Annotated in this window: 18 protein-coding genes; 7 read left to right on the plus strand and 11 right to left on the minus strand. The window is 64.5% G+C overall.

The window, feature by feature from the left end; translation table 11 throughout:
• Positions 1 to 254: 254 nt before the first annotated feature.
• Positions 255 to 2144 (plus strand): ATP-binding protein, encoded by a 1890-nt coding sequence (locus tag AC1DVI_RS03800; RefSeq protein WP_476956811.1) that lies wholly within the window; start codon positions 255 to 257, stop codon positions 2142 to 2144.
• 68 nt (positions 2145 to 2212) lie between these two features.
• On the opposite strand, the gene AC1DVI_RS03805 is transcribed toward AC1DVI_RS03800, so the two are convergent.
• The 11 genes from AC1DVI_RS03805 to AC1DVI_RS03855 all read right to left on the minus strand — a co-directional run bounded on the left by AC1DVI_RS03805 (position 2213) and on the right by AC1DVI_RS03855 (position 11598).
• Entirely contained in the window at positions 2213 to 2569 is a 357-nt protein-coding gene (locus AC1DVI_RS03805; RefSeq protein WP_454016642.1) for a HesB/IscA family protein, read from the minus strand.
• 16 nt (positions 2570 to 2585) lie between these two features.
• Positions 2586 to 2993 (minus strand): iron-sulfur cluster assembly protein, encoded by a 408-nt coding sequence (locus tag AC1DVI_RS03810; protein WP_145623600.1) that lies wholly within the window; start codon positions 2991 to 2993, stop codon positions 2586 to 2588.
• Positions 2994 to 3016: 23 nt separating this feature from the next.
• Entirely contained in the window at positions 3017 to 3484 is a 468-nt protein-coding gene (sufU, locus tag AC1DVI_RS03815) for a Fe-S cluster assembly sulfur transfer protein SufU (protein WP_476956812.1), read from the minus strand.
• Positions 3481 to 4761, minus strand: a complete 1281-nt coding sequence (locus AC1DVI_RS03820; protein ID WP_476956813.1) for a cysteine desulfurase — start codon at positions 4759 to 4761, stop codon at positions 3481 to 3483. The genes sufU and AC1DVI_RS03820 overlap by 4 nt, the downstream gene beginning before the upstream one ends.
• Positions 4762 to 4774: 13 nt before the next feature.
• Positions 4775 to 6124 carry a Fe-S cluster assembly protein SufD gene (gene sufD, locus AC1DVI_RS03825; RefSeq protein ID WP_476956814.1) on the minus strand — a complete coding sequence of 450 codons (1350 nt, stop codon included), beginning with the start codon at positions 6122 to 6124 and terminating at the stop codon, positions 4775 to 4777.
• 2 nt (positions 6125 to 6126) lie between these two features.
• The gene (sufC, locus tag AC1DVI_RS03830; protein WP_145623596.1) at positions 6127 to 6879 is read right to left on the minus strand and encodes a Fe-S cluster assembly ATPase SufC; all 753 of its coding nucleotides are present in this window, start codon (positions 6877 to 6879) and stop codon (positions 6127 to 6129) included.
• A 32-nt stretch (positions 6880 to 6911) separates the two neighbouring features.
• A complete protein-coding gene (sufB, locus tag AC1DVI_RS03835; RefSeq protein ID WP_476956815.1) occupies positions 6912 to 8399 on the minus strand; it encodes a Fe-S cluster assembly protein SufB in 1488 nt (495 codons plus the stop codon).
• 49 nt (positions 8400 to 8448) lie between these two features.
• Entirely contained in the window at positions 8449 to 8931 is a 483-nt protein-coding gene (locus AC1DVI_RS03840; protein WP_476956816.1) for an SUF system Fe-S cluster assembly regulator, read from the minus strand.
• A gap of 284 nt (positions 8932 to 9215) precedes the next feature.
• Entirely contained in the window at positions 9216 to 10196 is a 981-nt protein-coding gene (locus AC1DVI_RS03845; RefSeq protein ID WP_476956817.1) for a hypothetical protein, read from the minus strand.
• An 8-nt stretch (positions 10197 to 10204) separates the two neighbouring features.
• Positions 10205 to 10621: a phage holin family protein gene (locus tag AC1DVI_RS03850; protein ID WP_035676152.1), complete on the minus strand. Its 417-nt coding sequence runs from the start codon at positions 10619 to 10621 to the stop codon at positions 10205 to 10207.
• Positions 10618 to 11598, minus strand: a complete 981-nt coding sequence (locus tag AC1DVI_RS03855) for a hypothetical protein (protein ID WP_476956818.1) — start codon at positions 11596 to 11598, stop codon at positions 10618 to 10620. The genes AC1DVI_RS03850 and AC1DVI_RS03855 overlap by 4 nt, the downstream gene beginning before the upstream one ends.
• Before the next feature lie 344 nt (positions 11599 to 11942).
• On the opposite strand from AC1DVI_RS03855, the gene AC1DVI_RS03860 reads away from it, so the two are divergent.
• The 6 genes from AC1DVI_RS03860 (at position 11943) to AC1DVI_RS03885 (ending at position 20789) form a co-directional block, all read left to right on the plus strand.
• The gene (locus AC1DVI_RS03860) at positions 11943 to 13283 is read left to right on the plus strand and encodes a hypothetical protein (RefSeq protein WP_476956819.1); all 1341 of its coding nucleotides are present in this window, start codon (positions 11943 to 11945) and stop codon (positions 13281 to 13283) included.
• 799 nt (positions 13284 to 14082) lie between these two features.
• Entirely contained in the window at positions 14083 to 14622 is a 540-nt protein-coding gene (locus AC1DVI_RS03865; protein WP_476956820.1) for a hypothetical protein, read from the plus strand.
• Complete coding sequence (locus tag AC1DVI_RS03870; protein WP_170295841.1) at positions 14615 to 15415, plus strand: response regulator transcription factor; 801 nt, start codon at positions 14615 to 14617, stop codon at positions 15413 to 15415. Before AC1DVI_RS03865 ends, AC1DVI_RS03870 begins: the two co-directional genes overlap by 8 nt.
• A gap of 82 nt (positions 15416 to 15497) precedes the next feature.
• Positions 15498 to 17051, plus strand: a complete 1554-nt coding sequence (locus tag AC1DVI_RS03875) for a sensor histidine kinase (protein ID WP_476956821.1) — start codon at positions 15498 to 15500, stop codon at positions 17049 to 17051.
• 173 nt (positions 17052 to 17224) lie between these two features.
• On the plus strand, positions 17225 to 19861 hold the full coding sequence (locus AC1DVI_RS03880) for a cation:proton antiporter (RefSeq protein WP_476956822.1): 2637 nt from the start codon (positions 17225 to 17227) through the stop codon (positions 19859 to 19861).
• Between the two features lie 16 nt (positions 19862 to 19877).
• Positions 19878 to 20789, plus strand: a complete 912-nt coding sequence (locus AC1DVI_RS03885) for a DMT family transporter (protein WP_476956823.1) — start codon at positions 19878 to 19880, stop codon at positions 20787 to 20789.
• Positions 20790 to 20814: the final 25 nt, after the last annotated feature.

Raw genomic sequence — 20814 nt, forward strand, 5'->3', positions numbered from 1 at the left:
ATGGAGAGTGGGGACGCGGGGCGCCGTTGGACAGGGGCACGGCTACATATGCAGAGAAGCGATATTCGCGTGTTCGTTGACGTGAAATGCATGCAGGTTGTCCGCGGCCTGAAAGGTGCGTAGAGGAAAATACTGGGAATACTGGGGTATGCAATCCAGTAGAAGACTGCCTTTAAAAATCATGGGAATATTAAATTAAATGTGCTATTTATGATATAGATATCCCTATCAGGCGGGCGACAGGAAAAATATAAATGACTATGAAGCCACAAATCGAATTTAAGCATGTTCTTGGCGAGCTGTCGGTAAATAGGAACGATCCTTGTGAGATAATTCGAGAGCTAATATCGAATTCATATGATGCTGAAGCAAAAAATATTGCGTATTTTCCTTTAGAGGACCAGAAAGGTCTAATGTTTTTTGACGACGGCATTGGTTTAAACACCTCTAATCAGAAGAATGGCATCACTCCGTGGGAAGCATTTTTTTCCATCGGAAAATCGACTAAACAAAAAGGTGAGGGAATTGGTTATAAATGCCAGGGATCTAAGCTTTGTTTTGCGTGCTCAAGAATTTTAGTTGCCACATTATTGAATGGGTCAAAGTCTTGGCTTTACAAGATTATTGATAACCCTAGAAATAATCTAGATATAAACTTTGATATCCGACCGAAGGCAACAGAAGAAATTGAGCTTCTTTTGCATGATTTTTATACGAGTAACTCAGCTAATACTAATTTAGCTGTGAGCGCTTTGATCGATTTCATAAAATCAAAAAAAATCAAAAGCGGTACTCTTATCGTGATTGATGGCCTGGATGCTGAAGCATTCGGTAAGTACTTCTCATTCAGTAAAAAAATCGAGGAGTCATATGTTTATAATTATGTTCGATTTTATACCCGTCAAGGTGATGCTCGAAATTTGACTAAAACCCAGGGTTTTTCTGGGAGCGGTATTGCTCAGGTGACAGGGAAACTAAATGGCGCCGATCTTTATGTGTTCGCTAATAAGAATTTGATAAAAGTTCCCTTTGGTTATCCTTACCTAGAGGTTGATGGTTCGGATCTGAGCTTTAAATTTCCTTCACAGGTTTCACGTTTGAGGGATGGCCGTTTCTTCAGTCGCTCTGCGAAATCTTTTTCAGTTGGTCAGGCAAAATATTCTATTGTTATGGCAATTGATGGAAACAGAAGAGCCCACGAAGAGTATAAAAATTTAGATCGAAAGGGGAAGGCTCGCTCTGGTATAAGATTAAGCGATCAGCGCGGTATGTTTATTTCCGTTAAAGGTATAAAGATATGCAAGTACCCTGACATTCTCTCATCCATACCAGAGTACCAAATATTGGCAGAAGGAGATAGCCCAAGCCACTATAGTATCATTCTGGATGGTGATTTCGATCTTGTAACGAATAGAAATTCACTCAGCAAAAAGGCGTTTGATACACTGTCAGATCCGAATTTTGTGAAAGAAATAAAGAAGTTTCTTGATACTCAAAAAACTAACGACCGAATTTTCTCCGAGTTGCTGTCTCGCCTTAAAAAGGAAAGCACGGAAAATCTTCTCAACGACCAGATTGATATCCTTGAGGGATCGCGTAACGAAGTGGCAATGCGCGAAAGATTTCGCATTGTGGCCGCCGATGGAGAGAAGCACCTTTTCCTTTCTCCTCAGCCGGGAGAGGAGTATTTAGTCGGAGTCCTCTATTCCGTGCTTTCTTATCTACTTCCGCCGAACTCTCCTTATTCCGAGTTCTGGCGGCGAATTGTTACGTTTTCTACTCAAGGAATTGATAGTTTGGCATTTAAAGATGCGCAATCCAAGAACCCGTTGTCAAAAGATAATATAATATCAGTTGAATATAAGTACGAGTTCCACAATTCTGGACCTTTCAATCATGCGCTTGCCGTTGTGGACTATATCGTTGCTTGGTCCGTCGATGTGGACGAAGAAAAGCAGGTGCGAGATGCTTTCACCTGTTTTGGCGATATCAAAAAAAGCGAAGAGCATGCCTTCTTGTGGACGATAGAAAATATAGAAAAGGACGATGGTGGAGAATATTCAAAGGTTATTAACGTGATATGCCTCAAACGATTGATTGAGGTTGCTTTTGAAGGTGTAAAGTTTAGAAAGGTGTCGGAGTAGGCAGTCGTAATCAAGCGCTCATGCAGAAACAAAAATTCTGTTTCTGCATGAGCTCTGTCTGAGATTTTTTAAACGTGGAAGCTCTCGCCGCAGCCGCAGCGGCCCTTCTCGTTCGGATTCTTGAAGACGAAGCCGGTCTGGAACTTGTCGTCCACGTAATCCATTTCGCTGCCGATCAGGAACATGACGGCGGCGGGGTCGATCAAAACGGTGACGCCCTTGTCCTCGACCACCTCGTCGAACTTCATCTTTTCCTTGGCGTACTGCACGTCGTAACTGAGGCCGGAGCAGCCCTTCGCCTTCACGCCGATGCGCAGGCCGATGTAATCGTCGGTCGCCTTGGCCATCAGCAGCCGCACCCGCTCCGCAGCGGCGTCGGTGATGGAAAGGGCCTTGGGGAGAGAAGCCGTAGAAGCCGTAGCCATGGGGATCTTCGCCTCCTTAAAACATGTCCAGTTGGACCCGAGCGACCTCGGACATCATGCCCTGGTGCCAGGGCGGTTCCCAAACAAGCTCCACCTTGCATGTGGTGACGTCCTCGACGGACGCAACCGCCTGCTGCACCTGCATCGGCAGTTCGCCGGCCACGGGGCACATGGGGCTGGTCAGGGTCATGTCGATCTCGACCTCGTTGTTCGGGCCGATGTCGACACGGTAGATCAGGCCCAATTCCCAGATGTCCACGGGGATTTCCGGGTCGTAGCAGCTCTTCAGCGCCGAGATCACCGCCTCGCTCAGCGCGGCGCGCGGGTCGTAGGCGGCCTTGGCCGCAGCCATGTCCGCTTCGGTCTGGTTCATCGGCTTGGCCTCCGCGGCGTCGGCTTCCTTGGAGATCGCGTCATCGGGCATCGCGTTTCACCGTTTCCTGCAACTTACTCGCTGCTCGCCTTGTCCTCGCCTTCGATGGCCGCGCTCATCGCGTGCCAGGCGAGGGTGGCGCATTTCACGCGCACCGGGAACTGACGGACGCCGGACAGCACCATCAGCCGCTCCATGGCGTCCTCGTCCACCGGGCCGTGGTCGCCGTGGTCGTGGTCGTCCTTGGTGCACAGGTCGTGGAAGGTCTCGAACAGGGCCTTGGCCTCCGCCTCGGTCTTGCCCTTGATGACCTCCGTCATCATGGACGCGCTGGCGGTGGAGATGGCGCAGCCGCGGCCCTGGAAGGCCACATCCTCGACCACCCCGTCCTTCAGTTTCAGATAGACCATGAAGCGGTCGCCGCACATGGGGTTCTCGCCCTTGGCCTCCCGGTTGGCATCGTCGGGATGCCGGAAGTTCCGGGGGTTCTTGCCGTGGTCCAGGATCACCTCCTGGTACAGCTCGCGCAGTTCGTCCATCATGCTCCGAAGAACTCCTTCACCGCGATCACCGATTCAACCAGAGCGTCGGCCTCCGCCCGCGTGTTGTAAAGGGCGAAGCTGGCCCGCGCCGTGGCGCCGACCCCGAAACGCTCCATCAGCGGCTCCGCGCAGTGGCGGCCGACCCGCACGGCGACGCCGTACTGGTCCACGATGGTGCCGAGGTCGTGCGGGTGCACGCCCTCCAGCGTGAAGGAGATGATCGGACCCTTGCCCGGCGCGGTGCCGTAGACGCGCAGGCCGTCGATCTGGGAAAGCTGCTGCGTGGCGTACTGGAGCAGGTCGTGCTCGTGCGCCGCGATGGCCTCGCGGCCCAGCGATTCCATGTAGTCCAGCGCCACACCCAGCCCGATGACCTCGGTGATCGCCGGGGTGCCGGCCTCGAACCGCGCGGGCGGCGCCTTGAAGGTGGTGCCTTCGAAGCTGACGCTCTCGATCATGTCGCCGCCGCCCTGGAAGGGGGGCATCTTCTTCAGCAGATCGTACTTGCCGTACAGCACGCCGGTTCCGGTCGGGCCGTACAGCTTGTGGCCGGTCATGATGTAGAAGTCGGCGTCGATCTCCTGCACGTCCACCACACCGTGCACCGCGGCCTGGCTGCCGTCGAACAGCACCGGCACGCCACGCTCGTGCGCCATGCGGGCGATGATCTTGGCCGGCGTCACCGTGCCCAGCACGTTGGAGCAGTGGGTCATCGCCACCAGCTTCGTGCGGTCGGACAGCAGGTCCTCGTAGGCGTTCAGGTCCAGCACGCCGTGCTCGTCCACCGGGACGACGCGGATGCGGATGCCTTTGTCCATCTGGAGGAGCTGCCACGGCACGATGTTGGCGTGGTGCTCCATGACCGAGACGATGATCTCGTCGCCTTCCGACAGGAAGGTCCGGCCATAGCTGTGGGCGACGAGGTTGAACGCCTCGGTCGCGCTGCGGGTGAAGACGATGTTGCGCTCCGACGGGGCGTTCAGGAAGCGGGCGACCTTGCGGCGGGCCTCCTCGAACTGGTCGGTCGCGGTCTGCGACAGGAAATGGACGCCCCGGTGGATGTTGGAATAATCCTCCTCCAGGAAGCGGGTCATGGCGTCGATGACCTGCCGCGGCTTCTGCGCGGAGGCGGCGCTGTCCAGATAGACGAGCGGCTTGCCGGGCTTGCCCTTCCGCTCGTGCACGGTGCGCGACAGGATGGGGAAGTCGGCGCGGACGCGCTCCACGTCGAAGGTGGGGGCGAAGGTGGAGAGGGTGTCCGTGATCTGGGTGTCCATGTCCGGTCCCTCCTCAGCGCGCGTTCTGCCAGTCGGCGACATAGCTCTGGAAGGCGTCGCGGACGCTCTCCTCGGCGATCTCCTCCAGCGCTTCGGACAGGAAGGCGCCGATCAGCAGGCCGCGCGCCGTATCCTTGTCGATGCCGCGGGCGCGCAGGTAGAAGAGCTGGTCGTCGTCCAGCTCGCCCACCGTGGCGCCGTGGCTGCACTTCACGTCGTCGGCGTAGATTTCCAGCTCCGGCTTCGCGTCGATCTCCGCGGTGTCGGAGAGCAGGAGCGCGCGGTTCTGCTGGTAGCCGTCGGTCTTCTGCGCGTTGGGGCGCACGATGATCTTGCCCTGGAAGACGGCGCGGGCCTGGTCGTCGATCACGCCCTTGTAGACCTCGCGGCTGGTGCAGCAGGGCTTGGCGTGGTCGATGAAGGTCGTGGTGTCGACATGCTGGCCGCCGCGCACCATGTAGGCGCCGCTGACATGCGTGTCGCCATCCTCGCCGTCGAGGACGCTGTTCACCTCGTTGCGCGACAGCTTGGCGCCGATGGTCAGGATGAAGTTGTCGTACACGCCCTTGCCGGCCACCTTCGCCGCGGTGTGCGACAGGTGGAAGGACTCCGTGTGCTCGCGCTGGACCTTGTAGTGGTGGACCGACGCGCCCTCGCCGACGAAGACCTCGGTCACGCCGTTCGACAGGGTGGTGCAGGAGCCCAGGCCGACGTGATGCTCGACGATCACGGCGCGGGACTCCGCCTCCGCGACGATCAGGCCGCGCGGGTGGAAGGCGGTCGGCTGCGCCTCGGAGCCGACGGAGACGAAGACCAGCTCGATGGTCTCCTCCACCGTGACGCCGCGCGGCACATGCAGGACGGGGCCGTCCGCCAGAAAGGCGGTGTTCAGAGCGACGAGAGCCAGATCGTCGGGGGCGGCGATGCGGCCCAGATGCCCGGCGACCAGATCGGGCTTGCGCGTCAGGGCGTCGGCGAGGTTCAGCAGCTCGACCCCCGCCGGCAGGCCGGCAGTCGAGGACAGCTCCGCCCGGAAGCGCCCATCCACGAAGACCAGCCGCGGACCGGTGGTGCCGTCGGCGCGCACGGTCGGCAGCATGTCGAAGCGGGCGTCGCTCTCGGAGGCGGGCTGGAAGACCAGCTTGTCGAGCGCGCGCAGGTTGGTGTAGCGCCAGGACTCGTTCTTGACGGTCGGCAGGCCGAGTTCCGCGAAGCGGGCGCGGCCCTGGTCGCGCAGCCCGTCCAGCCAGGACAGGCCACCGCCGGGCAGGCCGCCCTTCACGCGGTCGAGCTGCTCCAGGAAGGGCTTGGCCGCCGCTGGGTCATAGCCCCGCGGCGCCGTCGTGAGAGTTGTCGTCGCCATGGTCAGGCCGCCTCGTTCACGCCGAACTCGGCGTAGCCGTTCTTCTCCAGCTCCAGCGCCAGTTCCTTGCCGCCGGAACGCTGGATCTTGCCGAAGGCCAGCACATGCACATGGTCCGGCACGATGTAGTCGAGAAGGCGCTGGTAGTGGGTGATGACCAGCATCGACCGCTCCGGCGAGCGGAGCGCGTTCACGCCCTCGGCCACGATCTTCAGCGCGTCGATGTCCAGGCCGCTGTCCGTCTCGTCGAGGATGGCGAATTTCGGCTGGAGGACGGCCATCTGGAGCGTCTCGTTCCGCTTCTTCTCGCCGCCGGAGAAGCCGACGTTGACCGCGCGCTTCAGCATCTCGTCGGTCATGCTCAGCGCCTTGGTCTTCTCGCGCACCAGCTTCAGGAACTGCATGGCGTCCAGCTCCGGCTCGCCGCGCTTCTTGCGGATGGCGTTCAGGGCGGACTTCAGGAAGGTGGTGTTGGCGACGCCGGGGATTTCGACCGGGTACTGGAAGGCCAGGAACAGGCCGGCGGCGGCGCGCTCCTCCGGTTCCATCTCCAGCAGGTCCTTGCCGAAGAAGCTCACCGAGCCTTCGGTGACCTCGTAGCCGTCGCGGCCGGCCAGCACGTAGCTGAGCGTGCTTTTGCCCGAGCCGTTCGGCCCCATGATGGCGTGCACCTCGCCCGGACCGATCGTCAGGTCGATGCCCTTGAGGATTTCCTTGCCGTCCACCGTGGCGTGCAGGTTCTTGATCTCGATCATCGTTTCTTCTTCCTTCGCGATACGGTGGGCGGTCAGCCAACGCTGCCTTCGAGGCTGATGCCGACGAGCTTCTGGGCTTCCACGGCGAACTCCATGGGCAGCTCCTTCAGCACTTCCTTGCAGAAGCCGTTGACGATCAGCGACACGGCGTCCTCTTCCGACAGGCCGCGCTGGCGGCAGTAGAACAGCTGGTCCTCGCTGATCTTGGCGGTCGTCGCCTCGTGCTCGACGCGGGCAGTGCGGTTGCGGTTCTCGATGTAGGGCACCGTGTGGGCGCCGCACTGGTCGCCGATCAGCAGGCTGTCGCACTGGGTGTGGTTGCGCGCGCCCTCCGCCTTCGGCAGGATCTTGACCAGCCCGCGGTAGGTCTGCTGCGCCCGCCCGGCGGAGATGCCCTTCGACACGATGGTCGAGCGGGTGTTCTTGCCGATGTGGATCATCTTGGTGCCGGTGTCGGCCTGCTGGAAGTTGTTGGTGATGGCGACCGAATAGAACTCGCCCACCGAATTGTCGCCCTGCAGGATGCAGCTCGGATACTTCCAGGTGATGGCCGATCCGGTCTCCACCTGCGTCCAGGAGATCTTGGAGTTGCGGCCGCGGCAGGCGCCGCGCTTCGTCACGAAGTTGTAAATGCCGCCGACGCCGTCCGCGTTGCCCGGATACCAGTTCTGGACCGTCGAGTATTTGATCTGCGCGTCGTCCAGGGCCACCAGCTCGACCACCGCGGCGTGAAGCTGGTTCTCGTCGCGCTGGGGCGCCGTGCAGCCTTCCAGATAGCTGACGTAGCTGCCCTCGTCCGCGATGATCAGCGTGCGCTCGAACTGGCCGGTGTTAGCCTGGTTGATGCGGAAGTAGGTGGACAGCTCCATCGGGCAGCGCACGCCCTTCGGGATGTAGACGAAGCTGCCGTCCGTGAAGACCGCGCAGTTCAGCGTCGCGTAGAAGTTGTCGGTGTAGGGCACGACCGAGCCGAGATACTTCTGAACCAGCTCCGGACACTTGTGCACGGCCTCGGAGATCGCGCAGAAGATGATGCCCATCTCCTCCAGCTTGGCCTTGAAGGTGGTGGCGACCGACACGCTGTCGAACACGGCGTCCACGGCGATGGCCGGGCTCTTGCCCTCGGCCCCCTCGACGCCGGCCAGGATCTCCTGCTCGCGCAGCGGGATGCCCAGCTTTGCATAGGTCTTCAGCAGTTCGGGATCGACCTCGTCCAGAGACTTCGGGCGGTCCTTCGTCTTGGGGGCGGCGTAATAGTGCGCGTCCTGGAAGTCGATCGGCGGGTAGGACAGCTTCGCCCAGTGGCGCGGCTCCTCCATCTCCAGCCATGCGCGGAACGCCTTCAGGCGCCATTCGAGAAGCCATTCCGGCTCCTCCTTCTTGGCGGAGATGAAGCGGACGATGTCCTCGTTCAGGCCCTTGGGCGCGACATCCGATTCGATGTCCGTCGTGAAGCCGTACTTGTACTTCTGCTCCGTGACGGCGCGGACCTGTTCGACGGTTTCGGTCGTGGCGGCCATGCTTGTCTCTCGTTCCCTGAAAGCGTTGTCCGATGAAGGCGCCGAAACGTCAGACGGCGGCGCGCCGTGCCGGGCCTGGGCCGGCTCCAATGCTGTCGAGCGGACCGGGTGGGCCCTCCGCCCAGGCGGGCGGTCCCATCATATCGGCCAGCGTAACCTGTTCGAGCGCGCCGCGGATGGCGCTGTTGACCTTCTCCCAGCCGCCGCGCATCGGGCAGAGGCGCTGCACGCCGCACTGGCTGTCGGCGCCCTCCACGCAGGCGGTCAGTGCAATCGGGCCGTCGAGCGCCGTGATGATCTCGGCAATTGAGATTGCGTCGGCGGTGCGGCTGAGCGCATAACCACCGGCGGCGCCGCGGTGCGAGGTCGTGAGGCCCGCCGGGGTCAGCGTCTTCATGAGCTTGGCGACCGTGGGGGAGGGCACGCCCGTGCGCTCCGCCAGATGGGAGACGGTGTGAACCGTGCCCACATGGCGCGCCATTTCGCTCATCACGACGATGGCGTAGTCGGTCAGCTTGCTCAGCCGGATCATGACCACCCCGATACAGGACTAAATTGGTCCTGATTAAGTGGCCATCATAGGACCTTTGTCAAGCGGAACCGGAGCGGGATAACCGGGAAAAACACTCGGGTATAAGGATGGCAGGACTGCGCCCGGCGCACGCTGCGGCGAACTGTCGCGGCCGGTGCCCAGCGACGGGAAACCATGCACTGCGGTCGGACAATGAAAAACCGGCCCCGCGGTTGTGGCCGCGGGGCCGGTGCAGTCAGCGTGGAACCCGAAGGGAGCCGAGGGGAGCCGTGAGCGAAACCGGATCAGCCCGGCTTGCGCGCTTCCTCCCGAGCCGCGTCGCTGGCCGCGCTCACCGCATCGCCGACTTCTTCCTTGGCGGCTTCGACCGCCGCGCGGGCGGCGCGGGTGCCGCGGTCCATGGCGTCACGGGCCATTTCCTTGGCGCGGTTGGTCGCCTCGTCGGCGTAGTCGCCGACCCAGCGGTCCTCGTAGCGGGAGGTCGGGATGCTGGCACCCAGCGCGGCGCCCAGGGCGATGCCCATCACACCGGCCACCACCGGGTGGTCGTCCACCATCTCCCAGAATCGACCGGTCGCGCTGTGCAGCCGGTCCGACGCCCGCAGGTGGCTGGCGCTGCCATGATTGCCGATATGGCTGTCCACGCGGCTGCTCATGTCCCGGCGCATGTCGTGAGCCCGGTCGCGGGCGTGGTCGGTCAGGCCGCGCACGCGGTCGCCAGCCTCCTCGACGGCGTCGCTTGCCCGTTCGTAGACGTGGCCCGCGGCATCGCTGGCCCGCTCGTAGGCATGGCTGGCGGCGTCGCGCACGCTGCCGCCGGCGCTGTAGAAGGTGTCGCGGGCGTATTGCGCGGCGCTTCCGGCGCGGTCGCGAACGTTGTGCATCGCTCCGCTGCGTGCGATGCGCCGGTCGTAGCCCGAGGCGGTCAGGGCCAGCCAGCCCAGCCCGATGCCGATCATGGCGAGCGGGATCGGGTTGCTGCGCATGGTCTCGCCGACCGAATGGGACCGTTGGTGGGTCTGGTTGCGGATCGGCTCGTAATAGCGGTCCTGGGCGCGTTCGCCGTAGCCGCCGGTGGTGGTGTGCATCCGGTTCATGGTCTGCTCCATCAGGTGACGGGGAGCGAGCCGCGCGGTCTTGCGCTTCAGGACCTGGATCGTGTCGCCGATCCGGGCTTGGCGTTCGCGGATCTCCCGTTGCATCGCGTCGTAGTCGCGGGGCGTTGCGCGCCCCTTCTCACCGTCGTTCATGGGCCCCTTGCTCATTGGGCCGCTCATCGGGCGAGCTGGGAGCGGGCCCAGCGTTTGTCGTCCCGCAGCGTCTCGATGGTGCGCTGCGGCTGCAGATTCTCCGGGCTGAGCCGTTTCTTGCCGATCATCGCCAGCACGCCGCCGATGACGAGCACGACGGCCCCGACGATGACGGCGGCCAGCCAGGGCTCGACCACCTTCGACAGGGCCAGCACCGCAGCGGCCAGCAGGACCAGAACGCCCGCGAAGGCGATCAATCCGCCGGCGACGACGTAGGCCGCACCGCCCGCCGCCTGTCCGGCCTTTTCGGTCAGCTCTGCCTTGGCCAGCTCGATCTCGGTGCGGGCAAGGTTTGTGGTCTCCCGTGCCAGATCGGCGAACAGGCCGGCGATGGGTCGGTCTTGCCGCGGATCGTAGGAACGGTCCTCCGCAGCGCTCATGGTTTGATCCCCTGGATCGGCGTGCCGGAAACCGGCTTGGTGTCGGAGGTGGCGCCCGACATGGTGTTGGGCGTGGTGGTGGGCGTGGTGCCAGCCACCAATTCGGCCGCGTCACGGGTGCGCGCCGCGCTCGTCGCCGCGGTTGCGGCGTTCAGCGGACGCGGGCTCTCCTGGTTCCGGCCGATCCCGCCCCCCGCCGGCGTCAGGCTGGTCGAGGTCATGCTGGAAGAAGCGATGCCGGACGACAGGCCGGACCTTGGGTGCGGCGCCATCGAGCTTTCCATGGATGCCGAGCCGGCGCTTCCGCCAGCCATGCCACGGCTGTGACCGGCAAGGTCCCGGTCGGTGCGGAGAGCCTCCTGCCCGGCGCGGTCGGCGCCACGCAGGCCGAAATCGCGGTAATCGTGATGGTCATGGTCACGATGGCCACGGTCGTGCCGGCTGTAGCCGCCGGTCAAATGCGATGACGACGCGCCGCGAAATCGCCGTTCTCCGGAGCTTTTGACGAAGCGGGCGAACAGGAAGCCCACGGCGAAGGCGGCGCCGACGAACACCTCCGGCTGACGCCGCGCGAAACGCTCCACCTGGCCGACCATGTCGTCCACGGTGGAGTTGCGGAGCATGTCAGCCACCCGTTCCACCCGGTCGGCGGCCTGCCCGGCGTAATGGGCGGCGGTCCCGTTGTTCTCCTCGTTCAACTGCTCCGCGGCCTTGTGCAGCGCGTTGGCGACGCTGCCCAACTGGTCGGCGGCGCGCCCTGTTTGCATCTCAAGAAGCGAACGGATGCGGCCCTGGGCTGCGTCGATGGTGTCGCGGCCGGCATCGGTGGCCTCACCGGCCATTCGGTTGAGATCGTCCGAGGAACCCTTGTTCTGCGAACGATCACCGCCCATTCCCGTGTTCGCCCCACGGTTCGCCATCGGGTCCGGCGACTTGCGGTTCGGTTCGCCGGTGCCCAACGTATCGCGGTCTGCCATCTGTTTTCCTCCTCCGGATCGGCTGCGGGTGTGTCCCGGCAGCAGCCTGCGGCAATTCGCCGCGCTCTGCGGCGTCCGATGTCGGAAAGCAAACACTCTCATCGGCATCGGAGTTCCGGCGTGTGTATTGCGTTCCTGCGGAGCAACGCGGAGTTGCTGGCACCGATTCCAGCGCCGCTGTCGGAAATGGACGGGAAACGGAACTGTGCTAAACTTCTCCGCGAATTCGTGATGGTTCCGGTGAACCGGAGGAGGGAGTCGTGAACGGCATCTTTTCGGTTCTCTCCAACGGCCAAAACAGCCTTTTCCAGCTCCAGAAGGCCAAGAAGGACTGGGAGCGGGCGATGGACGCCATGGACGGTAAGGACGCCACGCAGCGCCTTACCGAAAAGGCCGAACAGGCGAAGCTGCCGTTCGCCATGACTCCGGAACAGCAGAAGAACTTCACCGCCGTGGTCAACGCGCTGGAGGAGGCCAAACGTGTCGGGGGGCCGAAGGCTGTCGCCGCGCAACGGCTGGAGGAGGTCGAACGCAAGATCGCCGAACTCAAGATGATGATGCGCCACAATCAGGGCGACCGGGAAAAGCTGGTGCAGCTGGCGCGGGAGGCCGCGATCCTTGCCAAGCAGGCGGGGCGGGCGGCGAAGGAGTATGGCGCCGGCGTGGCCGCCGCTGCGGAGATGGGGCTTCCCGGTGGGGCGGGAGCGCCGTCCATTGGTGGCATCACCATCGAGCGGACGATCACCCGCACCTCCGTCACCGTCGTTCAGACGGAGATCGCCGTCGATGTGACGATGACCATCCGTGAGGACGGCGCGCCTGCGGATGGTGCTTTCGCCGCAGGCGCGCCGCCGGCCGCGGCCACGCAGCCCTCGCCGCTTCCGGTCGATGACGCGGCCGCAGAGGGCGCCGCCACGGCTGCGGGCATGGCGGCGGGCGAAGCAGCGGCGGACGATGGCGAGGCGCTGTCCGCCGAGGCGGTGGCGGCGGAGGCCGCCGGTCTGGCCGGGCAGGCCAACGCTCAAGGCGTGGTGTCGGATGGCAAACCGTCTGAAGAGGGCAAGACCGCCACAGAGAAGACCGCCACAGAGAAGACCGACGAAGAAAGGGAAAGGGCAGAGGCCGAAGAAGAGGCCAACGCAGGAGCCTTGGAAGGGCAGGGGAGCGACCTTGAGCGGTGGATGAAGGACATGGCGCCCAGCCTGAACGCCGCTCCCAATGCCCCGCAGGGCGACAGGATGCGCAATTTCATCCAGCGGATGATGGCCGACAACGACCTGAAGATGTCGCGCTACCGCGAGGCTGACGAGTTCGGGCGCCGGGTGGAAGTCGTGCTCGCCGAGGCGAAGTCGATCATCGCCGAGGCGAAGGCCGCCAATGAGCTGGATCAGGCCGAAGAGCGGCGCAAGGCGCGGCGGGAGTCCTTCAAGGATTACGACAAGATCGTGGAGGAGGCGCAGGACAACGTCAACGAACTGCGTCAGGCGGCCTTCGGGTCCAGTACGACGCTGAAGGACTTTGTGGAGGCCATGACCGACCCGGACGGCACGGACAACATTTCCGGCGATCCGGAAGGCACCGGCGAGGATGCCGCGATCACGCCTTCGGTCGACAGCGTATCGGCTCTGGGTGGGGCGGATTTGGGGATGCCGGCCCTGGCCGGTTCGGTCAATCTGCTCGCGTAGAAGCGTCGGTGCGCCGATGGGGAGGACACCCCCTTCGCGCGCGTGAGTGGACCGCCTTCGGAAGTATCGCCATCTGGGTAATCCAGCCTATTTCGCAGTCGAAGCGGTCTTGACGACGGCGCCGGACAGGCGCAGGATCGTTGGCGTGAAGGTTGATGCTCGAAAAGCATTGTACGCACAGCGCCGACCGGCGGTAACGACGGTCGGATAGAAGGCTGGAGTTCAAGCGGCAACATCCCGTGAGACGCCTGTGCGGCGCTCTCATCTTACCGATACTGTTGCCCGTCCGGCTGACCGGCGGTGGGGCCATACCCGGGTGGCTCCGCCGCCGATTGTTTTTGGGGCTCTTTTTCGCCCTTTCCTTTTCCCTTCCCAGCCGCCGGTTTTCGCGCCCAAGGGCGCGCGGTGCCACGCGCCGTGCGCAAGGCCTCCCCGCGCTTTTCCCGTAAGAGGATAAGCCAAAGGAAAGTATGGGTATTTGAGGCGATCGGCGCCCTCCCACCTAACCTCCAAATAGGCAAATTAGTTCGAAATCCTACCTATCGATAGGAGTAGGAACAAAAATTGGCCGCAAATGTGCGCAAAAAGGGGGTATCAAACAGGGGTTTAACGCCACATTAACCAGACTGGACTGACCTTGATCTCACGGAGGCGGCAAGTGCAGGCATGGGGCCAGCAACACCGCCCGCGAATTCAACCACGATGCTTGAAAGGCCCGACGATGACGATGACGGGTACCATATGCGAAGTGGCTGGAACCAATGCCGGAGTGGGGTGCCGGCGGCGGAAGGCGGGCCTTGTGCTGGCGGTTCTTCTGCTGGCCGGGTGCCCCGGCACCACGGTTCCTCTCGAAACGCAGACCACCGGAGCGACCGCCATGGCCGTCCCGGTGCCGAAGACGAAACCTGCTCCTCCGCGCGTCAAGGCCGCGGGCAAGGATCAGGCGGCCACGCCGGCGGTGAACGGTCCGGGGACCGGTCCCGCCGCCGAGGTCATCGCCATGGCTGGGACAGAAGTGGCGGGGCTGCCCCCGGTACCGTTCGGCGGCGCCAGCCCGCCTGCCACCCTGTCCCCCGAAACGCTCGTCGGCCTGGACCAAGTCCAGACCCGGCGTCTCCTGGGCACCCCTGCCGCAACGGAAGAGGCGCCACCTGCAAAGGTGTGGCATTACGCTAAGGGCGATTGCTCGCTCAAAGTCTTCTTCTTCATGGACATGACGTCCTCCCAGGACTTCCGTGCCCTTTCCTACGATATGAAGAGCAGCGAAAATGTCCCAGATGTCGATAAACGATGCTTCGCTCAACTCCTTGCCCAAGGCTGGGATGTCCGCAATGACTGAGGCCGCCGTCGCCCGCGTGGCGCTGGTCGACGACGACGACCTGTTCCGCGAATCCCTCAGCCTCAACCTCGCCGACGAGGGGTATGAGGTCGTCACCTTCGACCGTGGCGAACCCGCGCTCGACTTCTTCGCCGAAGGCGGTTCGGTGGACATTGTCCTCCTGGACTGGCGCATGCCGAAGATGGACGGCATCGACGTCCTTCGCCAGATGCGCTCCCGCGGCATTGACCTGCCGGTGATCTTCCTCACCGTGCTGTCGGACCAGATTTACGAAGAGGCCGCGCTGGCCGGCGGCGCGCTCGACTTCGTGGAGAAGTCGCGCAGCCTGTCGATCCTGCTGAAGCGCATGCGCCTCATCGTGGACGGCTCCAAAGGCACGCCGGAAGAGGCCGAAGGGCCGAAGGAGTCCGTCTACGCGCTGGGCAACCTCGACCTGCGCCTGGACAACAGCCGCGCCCTGTGGAACGGCAAGCGCATCGACCTGACGCTGACCGAGTTCAACATCGTCAAGCTGATGGCGACCCGTCCGGAAGAGGACGTGTCCTACCGCGAGATCTACGATCTGGTGCATGGCAAGGGCTTCCTGGCCGGCTACGGCCCGTCGGGCTACCGCGCCAACGTCCGCGCCTTCATCAAGCGCATCCGCCAGAAGTTCCGCGTGGTCGACTCCGATTTCGATTGCATCGAGAACTATCCGGGCTTCGGCTACCGCTGGGGCAACGGCACCGGAGGCACGGGGCGCACGCGCGACGACGACGCGGATGTGATGGTCGATGGCGCTGCTGCCGATTGAGGCCCGCGGGTCCGCGGGGGTGCCTGGCGGGGGGGGCGACGGCGCCCGGGACGGTGCGGAACTCACCAAGGGAGGCTTCTCCATGGCGGGTTTCCCCGGCGGCCGGTTGCGGTGGCTGTGGCACTCGCTGGCCAGCCGGCTGGCGCTGCTGACCATCGTCTTCCTGGCGGTCCCAGTGCTGATCTACGATCAGTTCCAGCGCGCCGACACCACGACGCAGACCCTGCTGTTGCAAAGCGCGCAGCGGCAGGGCGAGCTGATCGCCCGCGCGCTGGAGCCGGACCTGTCCCGCGCCAACCGCGCGGCCCTGCCGCAGCTCGGCCCGATCCTGCGCCGCTTCGCGGACGGGAACACGCGGCTGAAGCTGCTGGTCCGGCCGCGCGCCCTGGCCGGCAACAACCTGATGGGCAGCGACGGCTTCTACTACGTCGCCGCCGCCCCGTCGGTGCCCACCGACGATCTGGACGCCGAGCGGCACCAGCTCCTCGAACAGGGGGTGCTGGACCGGCTGGGCGCTTCCTGCGCCGGGAACGAGCCGCTGGCCTTGCGACTGCCGCGCGCCTCCGGTGGCTATGAAATTCTGACCTCGGTCACGCCGATCAACACGGCCTTCGGCTGCTGGGCTCTGGTGACCAGCCACACCGCCGGCGGCTATCTGGACTCCTCCCTGGGACGCCCCTACTGGAGCACGCCGGTCGTCCAGGCCGCGGCGATGATCTACATCGTCATGGCGGCGCTGGTGATGGCCGTTCTGCTGGGGGTCTGGCGCAATCTGCACCGTTTCGGCGACCTCGCCCGCGATATCGTGTCGGGCGGCATCGGCGAGAGTGGGCAGGGGTCCTTCACCAACCGCAACACCGTGCCGGAATTGTCCGGGGTGGCCGAGGATTTCGACCGGCTGGTCGACACCCTGCGCGAAAGCGCCCGGTCGCTGCGCCGCGCGGCGGAGGACAATGCCCACGCCTATAAGACGCCCATCGCGGTCATCCGCCAATCGGTGGAGCCGCTGCGCCGTTCCCTTCCCGCCGAGGACAACCGCAGCCAGCGCGCCCTGACCATGATCGAGAAGTCGGTGGACAAGCTCGACGGTCTGGTCTCCTTCGGGCGGCGCATGGACGAGGCCGCCGCCGATCTTCTGGTGCCGCCGCGCCGCCGGGTGGACCTGTCCGATTTGGTGGAGCGGATGGCCGGCGGCTACACCAGTCTGCTCGCCGAACGGCAGCTCCACATGCGCTCGCGCATCGAATCCGGAGTGGTCGTGCGGGCCAGCGAGGACATCCTGGAGACCGTCATCGAGAATCTGGTGGAGAACGCCGTCAGCTTCTCCCCGCCGGACGGCGCGGTCAGCGTGCGGCTGTCGCGCAACGGCGCCTGGGCGGAGCTGGTGGTCGAGGACGAGGGGCCGGGCGTCGATCCGGCGAACCTGCCGCGCATCTTCGAACGCTACTTCTCCCAGCGCGAGCCGGGACGGGGCATGCCGGAGGACGCGGCGGCCCAGAACCAGGCCGAGGCCACCCATTTCGGCATCGGCCTGTGGATCGTGCGGCGGAACATCGAGGCGTTCGGCGGCAAGGTCCGCGCCGAGAACCGCTCCACCGGCGGCTTCCGCATGACGGTGACCCTGGGGGTGGCCTGACGGGGGCGGTGGCCTGACGGGGCGCAAGCCCTGTACGTTCCCTTCCGTACGGGTGTGGCCGGACCGTACGTCCGGTCACACGTACGGAAGAGCTTTGTCCCTTATCCTGACCTTGCTCCCGCCCCAATCGGGCGATACCGTGCGCCGCGACCCTCCAAGGGCAAGGCAGCCCCATGCACGTCATCGTCATCTATGTCCTCGCGGTATCCGGCCTTCTGGCGCTGGTCAGCCTGCTGCCGCCTATGGCGGCCCGGCTGCGGATGCCCTACACGGTGCTTCTGGCCGCCGTTGGCGTGACCCTGGGGCTGGCGATCCAGACCTTCGCCGGGCAGGGCGGCACCGGCCCCTTCCATGACTTCCTGAATTCCCTGGCGGAGATGGACATCTCGTCCGAGGTGCTGATCTACGTCTTCCTGCCGGTGCTTCTGTTCGAGACGGCGCTGGCGGTGGACGTGCGGCGGCTGTTCGACGACGTGTGGCCAATCTTGCTGATGGCCGTGGTGGCGGTGTTCGTCTGCACCTTCGCCGTCGGCTACGCGCTCAATCTCTTCACCTCGATGGGGCTGGTGGCCTGCCTGCTGCTGGGGGCGATCGTCGCCACCACCGACCCGGCGGCGGTCGTCAGCATCTTCCGCGACCTCGGCGCTCCTCGCCGCTTGACCATGCTGGTCGAAGGCGAAAGCCTGCTGAACGACGCTGCGGCCATCGCGCTGTTCACGTTGCTGCTCGGCATGCTGACCCGCAACGCCCATGGTGGGGCGACGGAAGCGGCGATGGAGTTCCTGCGCGACTTCGCGGGCGGCGTGGTGACCGGCTATGTGTGCGGGCGCGTGGTCTGCATGATCGTCGAGCCGGTGCGCGACCAGCCGATGGCCGAGATCACGCTGACCGTGGCGCTCGCCTATCTCAGCTATGTGCTGGCGGAGCATTACGTCGGCGCATCGGGAGTCGTGGCGGTGGTGACGGCGGCGCTGGTCGTCGGCTCGGTCGGACGCACGCGCATCTCCCCGGCCACCTGGGGGGCGCTGGAGCATGTCTGGAAGCAGCTCGGCTTCTGGGCGAACTCGTTGATCTTCCTGATGACGGCGCTGCTGGTGCCGCGCCTGCTCGGCGGCATCGGCTGGAGCGACGTCGGGCTGGTGCTGGTCGTGGTCGGGGCGGCCACGGTGTCCCGCGCGCTGGTGCTGTTCGGCCTGCTGCCGCTGCTGTCCGGCGCCGGTCTGGCGCAGCGCGTCAGCCACGCCTACAAGACGGTGATGCTGTGGGGCGGCCTGCGTGGAGCGGTATCGCTGACGCTGGCGCTGGCCGTCACCGAGAACGGGCGCGTTCCCGACCGGGTGCAGGGTTTCGTCGCTGTGCTGGTCACCGGTTTCGTCTTCTACACGCTGTTCATCAACGGCACGACGCTGCGCGCCGTCATCAACCTGCTGGGCCTGAACAAGCTGTCGCCGGTCGAGCACGCCATGCGCAACCGCGCGCTCGCCCTGTCGCTGACCGGCGTGCGCGAGCGGGTGGAGGATCTGGCCCACCGCTACGAGGTCGACGAGCAGGCTGTCGGTTCCACCGTGTCGCAATACACCGACCGGCTCGACGCCATCGTCCGGGAGCGGTCGACCGAAGCACCGCTGAACAACGAAGACCGCGTGACCATCGGCCTCGTCATCCTGGTGAACCGGGAGGAGGAGCTGTATTACGAGCATTTCCGGCAGGGTATCCTGTCGCGCGGGGTGGCGGAGCTGCTGAACCGCCGCACCGGGCGCCTGCTCGACGCGGTGAAGACCCAGGGGCGCGCCGGTTACCGCGCCTTCGAGGAGCCTTTCATTTCCTTCACTCCCTGGATGCGGGTCGCCAGCCTGTTGCACCGCCGGCTGGGCATCCACGCGCCGCTCGCCCGCCGGCTCGCCTTCCGGTTCGAGATCCTTCTGGGCGTGCGCACCGTGCAGCGCGAGCTTCTGGAGTTCATCAACGACAAGGTCGGGCAGGTCCTGGGCACCGATGTCGCCTGCGAACTGGAAGGCATCCTGACGGTGCGCCTCGCCATGGTCGAGCAGGCCCTGGCGGCGCTGAAGCTGCAATATCCCGACTACGCGCTGATTCTGCAGAGCCGCTACGTCAGCCGCGCCGCCCTGCGGCTGGAGGAGGCGGATTACCGGGCGCTCTTCGCCGAATCGATCATCAGCCAGGAGATCCTAAGCGACCTGCAACGCGATCTGGACGCCCGCCGTCGCGCGCTCGACGCACTGCCGAAGCTCGATCTGCGGCTGGATCTGATGGACCTCGTCGGGCGGGTGCCGCTGTTCAAGGGGCTGGAGGGCGACCGTCTGCGCGGCATCGCCACCCTGCTGAAACCGCGGCTGGTCCTGCCGGGGGAAACCATCGTCCGGCGCGGCGAGCGCGGCGACGCCATGTTCTTCATCGCGTCCGGCGCCGTCGAGGTGCTGGTTCCGGGTCTGGACGAGCCGGTCCAGCTCGGCACCGGGGAGGTGTTCGGCGAGATGGCCCTGCTGACCCGCCAGCGGCGCAACGCCGATGTGCGTGCGATGGGCTATTGCCAACTGCTGGTCCTGGATGTGAGAGACTTCCATCGGCTGGTGAAGAAGGACGCAAGCCTGCGCGCCCATCTCCAGTCGGTGGCCGAAGCGCGGCGCAACCCGCCGCCGAAGCCTGTGGAGGAGGCCGTGACGCCCGTGGCGGACGCGCGTGCGGTGGAGGCGCCGAAGCCGGACCTGTCCGGCGGTGCGTCCGCCTCGGACGCCCCGCCCTTGGCGGTCGAGGTTCCAACCGCGGAAAGCGCGCAGGCGCGGGGATAGGAGTCGGGGAAAAGCGATGACCGTGCAAGCGACCACCGCCGCAGCGGGCGGGCGGCCCGATTGGGTGCGCCTGATGCCGGGCGTCTTCGTTCTGCTGTGGAGCACCGGATTCATCGGCGCCAAATACGGCCTTCCCTACGCGGAACCGCTGACCTTCCTGCTGGTCCGGCTGGGGCTGGTCGCGGTGATCCTCGGCGTCGTCGCCCTGGTCACCGGCGCCCCCTGGCCGAAGAGCTGGGCCGAGGCCGGGCGCATCGCGCTGGCCGGGCTGCTGGTGCATGGCGTTTACCTGACCGGCGTGTTCTGCGCCATCGCCAAGGGCATGCCGGCGGGGGTGACCGCGCTGATCGTCGGCATCCAGCCGCTGCTGACCGCCGCCCTTTCCGGTCCGCTGCTGGGCGAGCGGGTGACCGGACGGCAGTGGGTGGGCTTCCTGATGGGGCTGGCCGGAGTCGGGCTGGTGGTGGGCGAGAAGCTCCACTTCGATTCGACGGACGCGCTGGGCATCGGGCTGGCGCTGGCCGCCCTGCTGGGCATCACCTTCGGCACGCTCTACCAGAAGCGTCACGGCACGGCGATGGACCTGCGCAGCGGCACCGCCATCCAGTACGCGGCGACCGCAGCGGTGCTGGCGGTGCTGGCCCCGTTGTTCGAGACGATGCACATCGACTGGACCGGCGAATTTGTCTTCGCCCTGCTGTGGCTCAGCTTCGTGCTGTCGGTGGGAGCGATTTTCCTGCTGTTCCTGTTGATCCGGCGTGGCGCGGCGGCGCGCGTGGCGAGCCTGTTCTATCTGGTTCCGCCGGTCACGGCGGTGATCGCCTGGGCGATGTTCGGGGAACGGCTGGGGCTGCTGGCCCTGTCCGGTATGGCGCTGGCGGTTGCCGGGGTCGCCCTCGTCAACCGCAGTGTCAGGCGCGCCGCTTGACGCCGTGCGCATTGCCTCGGCGGGG

The organism is Azospirillum sp. P4_B5 (assembly GCF_056402275.1).

Coding starts and splice junctions, on each gene's coding strand:
- AC1DVI_RS03850 (WP_035676152.1), bottom strand. CDS start 10,621: ATGAGCGCTGCGGAGGACCGTTCCTACGATCCGCGGCAAGACCGACCC.
- AC1DVI_RS03885 (WP_476956823.1), top strand. CDS start 19,878: ATGACCGTGCAAGCGACCACCGCCGCAGCGGGCGGGCGGCCCGATTGG.
- AC1DVI_RS03855 (WP_476956818.1), bottom strand. CDS start 11,598: ATGGCAGACCGCGATACGTTGGGCACCGGCGAACCGAACCGCAAGTCG.
- sufU (WP_476956812.1), bottom strand. CDS start 3,484: ATGATGGACGAACTGCGCGAGCTGTACCAGGAGGTGATCCTGGACCAC.
- sufC (WP_145623596.1), bottom strand. CDS start 6,879: ATGATCGAGATCAAGAACCTGCACGCCACGGTGGACGGCAAGGAAATC.
- sufD (WP_476956814.1), bottom strand. CDS start 6,124: ATGGCGACGACAACTCTCACGACGGCGCCGCGGGGCTATGACCCAGCG.
- AC1DVI_RS03845 (WP_476956817.1), bottom strand. CDS start 10,196: ATGAGCAAGGGGCCCATGAACGACGGTGAGAAGGGGCGCGCAACGCCC.
- AC1DVI_RS03870 (WP_170295841.1), top strand. CDS start 14,615: ATGACTGAGGCCGCCGTCGCCCGCGTGGCGCTGGTCGACGACGACGAC.
- AC1DVI_RS03840 (WP_476956816.1), bottom strand. CDS start 8,931: ATGATCCGGCTGAGCAAGCTGACCGACTACGCCATCGTCGTGATGAGC.
- AC1DVI_RS03805 (WP_454016642.1), bottom strand. CDS start 2,569: ATGGCTACGGCTTCTACGGCTTCTCTCCCCAAGGCCCTTTCCATCACC.
- AC1DVI_RS03800 (WP_476956811.1), top strand. CDS start 255: ATGACTATGAAGCCACAAATCGAATTTAAGCATGTTCTTGGCGAGCTG.
- sufB (WP_476956815.1), bottom strand. CDS start 8,399: ATGGCCGCCACGACCGAAACCGTCGAACAGGTCCGCGCCGTCACGGAG.
- AC1DVI_RS03820 (WP_476956813.1), bottom strand. CDS start 4,761: ATGGACACCCAGATCACGGACACCCTCTCCACCTTCGCCCCCACCTTC.
- AC1DVI_RS03860 (WP_476956819.1), top strand. CDS start 11,943: ATGGACGCCATGGACGGTAAGGACGCCACGCAGCGCCTTACCGAAAAG.
- AC1DVI_RS03875 (WP_476956821.1), top strand. CDS start 15,498: ATGGCGGGTTTCCCCGGCGGCCGGTTGCGGTGGCTGTGGCACTCGCTG.
- AC1DVI_RS03880 (WP_476956822.1), top strand. CDS start 17,225: ATGCACGTCATCGTCATCTATGTCCTCGCGGTATCCGGCCTTCTGGCG.
- AC1DVI_RS03810 (WP_145623600.1), bottom strand. CDS start 2,993: ATGCCCGATGACGCGATCTCCAAGGAAGCCGACGCCGCGGAGGCCAAG.